The 4,688-nt window shown below is 45.9% G+C and carries 6 protein-coding genes; 1 reads left to right on the forward strand and 5 read right to left on the reverse strand.

All coding sequences use genetic code 11. The annotated features are described in order from the left end of the window. The first annotated feature begins 516 nt into the window (after window positions 1-516). A complete protein-coding gene (locus ACP5N5_RS05660) occupies window positions 517-1,377 on the forward strand; it encodes a hypothetical protein (RefSeq protein ID WP_428133749.1) in 861 nt (286 codons plus the stop codon). Between the two features lie 142 nt (window positions 1,378-1,519). Here ACP5N5_RS05660 and ACP5N5_RS05665 read toward each other — a convergent pair whose 3' ends face one another. The 5 genes from ACP5N5_RS05665 to ACP5N5_RS05685 form a co-directional block, all read right to left on the reverse strand. After that, the gene (locus ACP5N5_RS05665; protein ID WP_428133753.1) at window positions 1,520-1,918 is read right to left on the reverse strand and encodes a hypothetical protein; all 399 of its coding nucleotides are present in this window, start codon (window positions 1,916-1,918) and stop codon (window positions 1,520-1,522) included. Beyond that, on the reverse strand, window positions 1,915-2,337 hold the full coding sequence (locus ACP5N5_RS05670; RefSeq protein ID WP_428133756.1) for a hypothetical protein: 423 nt from the start codon (window positions 2,335-2,337) through the stop codon (window positions 1,915-1,917). The genes ACP5N5_RS05665 and ACP5N5_RS05670 overlap by 4 nt, the downstream gene beginning before the upstream one ends. 12 nt (window positions 2,338-2,349) lie before the next feature. Further along, a complete protein-coding gene (locus ACP5N5_RS05675) occupies window positions 2,350-2,601 on the reverse strand; it encodes a hypothetical protein (protein WP_276814673.1) in 252 nt (83 codons plus the stop codon). 15 nt (window positions 2,602-2,616) lie between these two features. Then, window positions 2,617-4,170: an HD domain-containing protein gene (locus tag ACP5N5_RS05680; protein WP_012608432.1), complete on the reverse strand. Its 1,554-nt coding sequence runs from the start codon at window positions 4,168-4,170 to the stop codon at window positions 2,617-2,619. Window positions 4,171-4,247: 77 nt separating this feature from the next. Continuing rightward, window positions 4,248-4,448, reverse strand: a complete 201-nt coding sequence (locus ACP5N5_RS05685) for a helix-turn-helix domain-containing protein (protein WP_428133765.1) — start codon at window positions 4,446-4,448, stop codon at window positions 4,248-4,250. Window positions 4,449-4,688 lie beyond the last annotated feature (240 nt).

The raw sequence follows: 4,688 nt of genomic DNA on the forward strand, positions 1-4,688 counted from the left end.
GGAATACGTAGATCCGAGGAACACGTCCAGAATACGTCCGGTTCATAGAGTACTAATAACCTACACTAACGGCTCTAGAATGGGGGAGATTTAGTAGAGGTGGCGAACTATGGCATAGAGATTGGTTGCCTGCTGGAACCCCTCCTCAAAAACCCACCTGGGCAATGGGAGCGTTGCTCCAATCCCGGGCCGGGTAACCCTAGATGGGAGCCTCGTGCCATTGGGCTCAACAACCACCCATGAACCCACAGGGATAAGCAGATCCCTATGGGCGAGGCGGAAGCCCCTAGAGGCGAGTGTAAACAACCCTAAAATACATAGAATAACCCTCTAGGGACAAACGGTGATCAGGGCTACTTGTACCTATAAACAACGCAGGCACGGCTTCCGATGCCTTTTTGGAGGAATGGGGATGTTTTTTTAATCCCGTGTGCTAATTATTATTATGTGGATTACAGTGTTAATGAATTGCGGGGGTGTTATATTATTCTACGCCGGCTTTTCGGTGGTACTAAAGTGGGTGACAAAGTAGGTGGGGATGCTTTAAGAAATATTTATATTCCAACCGGGTTCCTCCTCAGGGATAAGCCATTCACGCTGCTTGACCTCGTGGTTAGAAACGGTAAGGGCGTTGTTGCTAGGATAAGCGACTTAATACTTTCAAGGGGGTATAGTATAGCTAATATTACTACACCGGGCATTGTCACTAGTGACATGGATAAAGGTAGACTATTTATCCTTGTAGAGGATTGTGATGAAGCCTGTGGCAGGGAGCTTGTTGAGGCTTTAAGGAGAGATTTAAAGGATATTATTTCATCGGTTGAATACGTCTCCGCATTCAACATCTATATCTTCCCCAGGAATATAGTGTTGTATTTCATAGATGCAAAGGCCCACGTGTTTACTCATGGATCACTTCGTGAAGGCTTCCAAGAGATGTACACGTATCTATCATCCATGCCTGGCTTGGAGAGCCATGTCCAAAATGCTTTGAGAAATATGGGTAAAGGGATTGGTAGACACTTGTTTAAGCGGTGGAACATGAGGATCGAGGATGTAGGTGGTTTCGAAGAATACGTTAAACAGGGATTGAGGTTCTTTGAGGCCATATATAATGCAATGGGGCTTGCATCCAGGGTTAGAGCATACACTGAGGACTACATTAACTATGTTATAGAAGTAGTAGATAACTGGGAGTGCTCAGCCTTATCAGAAGCCAGTTCATCCGCCATGCCGCAGATAACCCTTGGAATAATAGAGGGCTATCTAGGTGGGCTACTGGGTAAAAGAGTGGTGGCCACCGAGGAGAAGCATGCCCGGAGCCCTGGCGAAAGCTGTGTATATACGGCTAAATCACTTGAATCACATATTGAGTAACCAGGATATTATTTACAGCTGAAAGCCTCGCCATTTATGGCGGGGTGAGGCAAGCAATTAGAAGTATTTATAGGCAATTACAGGTATTCACCAGACTCGAACCCAGACTGCTTCACAGTGGGTGGAAGCCGTGGATATATAGCTATGGATTCTTCCTCTCGTTGCTACTACTCTTCAACTTATTAATATGCCTTGTTAAAGCCTCGACAATTCTCTTGGAGACCTCGACCTCCCCGCTGACCATGCATTGCTCGATTAGGTTTGCCCTATACTTCTTATACTCCTCCTGTGTTAGCCTGCCCTCTGTAAGCATTATGTTTACGCGTGAAACACAGTCTTTTTCGAGGCTCCGGGTCCATGGTGTTACAATATATATGTATGGGTATCGTGGATCCACCTGCTTCACCTCAACGAGGCCCTTCAACTCAGCTGCTATAACAAGGTCCCTAACCTTCTCGAGCTCGTTTTCCTCGAATATGAAGCAATTATATCTTGAAAAAGCCCTCGCCATGCGTTCAGCCAGGTCAATTATATCACTCACTTCTCATCACCTAAATGGGTCTTGGAGACAGGTATATTCAGTGTCTCGATAAATATTCTCGCAAGCCAGGCGTAGACCGGGCTCCCCACTCCCCGTCTGGCAACACCGTTAAGGTATTTAGCCCTATATACTAGTTCACCCCTGTGATTGTAAATGCTAATATATCCTTTAATCCTTCCCATATAGTTTTTCACGAACCAGCCATATATAGCGAAATCTCCATGTGTAAGAGTGATCTTAATGGATTTAGCTGAGCCCTTGACATATGTGGGTCTAGCCTCGGTTTCCTCAATAATATTCTCCCTCCCAGGCCTCACCACCCCTATACCCCTCCTATATATTAGCAGAGTGCTTGAAGCGGCATGCTTACCGCTCCTACTTCTAGAGTTCTCTATTTTAAAATACCCTATGCTACTCATCTAGATCACACGTTACTTCTTCTCATACACGTAGAGGAGGCTTTTCTCCTTGAACTCTATAACCGGGTTCTCGGCCTCCACTATGAGGCTCCATGGCTGGTCATGGAGCTGCCTGTTTATTCTAACAACCAGGTTACTTAAGACTACTTGTTTAACACCCTCGTAAACCCTCGACTCCTCTAGTAATCCTTCACTATTATACTTGCTCACCTCTACAACATATTCATCGGTTTTGAAATACATGTTGATTATCAGCCTAGCCATTTACACTAGCCCCCGTTACATTGTGAGTTTGAATCTTGAGTAATCAATACCCGTGGCAGACTTATATGCTTCCTCAATACTCCTCCTATACTCATCCATGTTTATCCTGAGCAGGCTCTCCAAGACATCCCCAATGGTCTTAGAGGCTATGGATTCTGCTTCAACCCTGTACTTACCTCTTCTCACGTAGGCCCTGAATATCACTGCCAGAGGCAGCTCTCCCTCTAGTAGATTTATCTCTTGCCCCACGACTATCTGTCTGCCCAGTATTTTACCGGTGTAAACCACAACCCCAGGTATGCTGTTTTCTCCACCAGGATATAGAAGGGTCTTGGGCACCGGTGATACATCGAGTACGTCAACCCATACATCTTCCTCTGTAACCCCTATTCCACTAAGCTTTCTAGATAATTCTTCCGTGAGAGCGGATACAACTTTACTCCTCCACTCCCTGTTAAAGATTAATTTAAGTATTTCACTAATGAACCTCGGTCCTCCGTATCCGTTTAACACGTAGTCTCCGCCGACACGCCTCCACTCAGGCTTCCTCTCGATAAGCATCAACCTGGCTAGACGCCCGGTTTCAGACTCCTCCCTTAAAGCCTTACCTAGGAGGATATTGTATACGTATACATCGGTTAACTCGAGGAAGTCCTCGATCCTTCCCTTGGATATAGCGATCACTCTTTCCACGAGCCCGTATTCCTCATCAAGTCTCTCTAGGAGCGTGTCGAGTATTTTATCGAAGGCTCTGCAAACACTGTGATAGTATACGTGCTCATACATGCTTGCCTTGGCAATCATGTATTGCTTAAACTCTCCTAGACCAGTTCTATCTAGGATGGGTTTGAAGCCGCCTCCCTCTATGAGGGGGTAGGTGTTCCTGTAGAGCCTCTCATGACTTATATAACCATACTCGCTTGTACCAGCATAATAGCTATCCCTCCTGAGGAAGTCGACTATATCGGTTGGATACAATCCATCCTTGATAACCCACCTATACATCCTGATAAGCGGTGGGCCATCATAATTATCCTTCAGTAGCTTCTTTAAGACATCGTTTAAACCGTTTAAACCATACTTCTCTTCTAGTTTAATGAGTGCATCCTCTAAGACTAGCTCCACTAGCTTGAGTCCTATCCTCTCATGATTCGCTAACTCACTGGGCATCGTCCTTCTCCATAAAACAGAGTGCTCGAAGGAGTGGCCGAAGGCTGCATGCCCTACATCGTGGAGTAGCCCGGCTAGTCTACTGGCCTCTATTAGTGTGGCAGGAGAGTAGTCTTCTAATGCTTCCCTTCCATAAATAGACACGAGCTTCCATGTTAAATCCTCTGCAACCAACCCGCTTAGATGCATTACACCGAGGCTATGCTGGAACCTGGTGTGAACAGCGCCAGGGTAAACAAGGTGGGCTGTCTGCAACTGCATTATGTAGCGGAGTCTCTGGAGTAGGCTACTATTAATAATCTGTTCCTCGATTTCCCTGTTGAAGTAAACGAAGCCGTATATGGGGTCGCTCACCATTTTCCATGTAAATAACTCCATGAAACCACTATGAGGCTGCATTAAATAATCACCGCTTAAACACTGGATGGATTACCAGATGAAAAACTGGAGTAGAGTGGGGGCAACCTGGTTTCCATTTATGTCTTTTTGGCAATCCAGCCTTCCAGCACCCTCTCAATGAGGCCCTCTTTCCTTAAATCATGGAGCCTAGCCCTCACAGTATTATAGTTTATCCCGGTTAACCTGCTTATCTCCTTAGGCATTAACGGCTTATCCTGGTTGCTTAGAAACTCTAATAGCTTCTCCTTAACGGTTTTCTGCTCGCTCAAATCAATCACCCTAGATTAATTGATCACCATTGAGATATTTAAAGACTTAATTAGCTATAGATCTGACCTCCTTCCCGCCCTAAAGAGCGAGGGTTCTCGCGGGGATGTTTGAGGCTACATCCCCGTTAGGGTTCAACCCCGCGCCCGGTCTTAGGCGCCTACCCCCACCCAGCTTAACGCGGGGCTCGGGGCTATGGGCTTCTTCCTAGATAATATATTGAATGCTCCAACTAGGTCTGCATTGAATAC

Origin of the sequence: Desulfurococcus sp. (assembly GCF_049970475.1) — an archaeon.
In the GTDB taxonomy this organism is placed as follows: Archaea; Thermoproteota; Thermoprotei_A; order Sulfolobales; family Desulfurococcaceae; genus Desulfurococcus; species Desulfurococcus amylolyticus.

Excerpts from the sequence above, each read along its gene's own strand:
- ACP5N5_RS05670 (WP_428133756.1), bottom strand. The coding sequence starts at position 2,337 with ATGAGTAGCATAGGGTATTTTAAAATAGAGAACTCTAGAAGTAGGAGC.
- ACP5N5_RS05675 (WP_276814673.1), bottom strand. The coding sequence starts at position 2,601 with ATGGCTAGGCTGATAATCAACATGTATTTCAAAACCGATGAATATGTT.
- ACP5N5_RS05680 (WP_012608432.1), bottom strand. The coding sequence starts at position 4,170 with ATGCAGCCTCATAGTGGTTTCATGGAGTTATTTACATGGAAAATGGTG.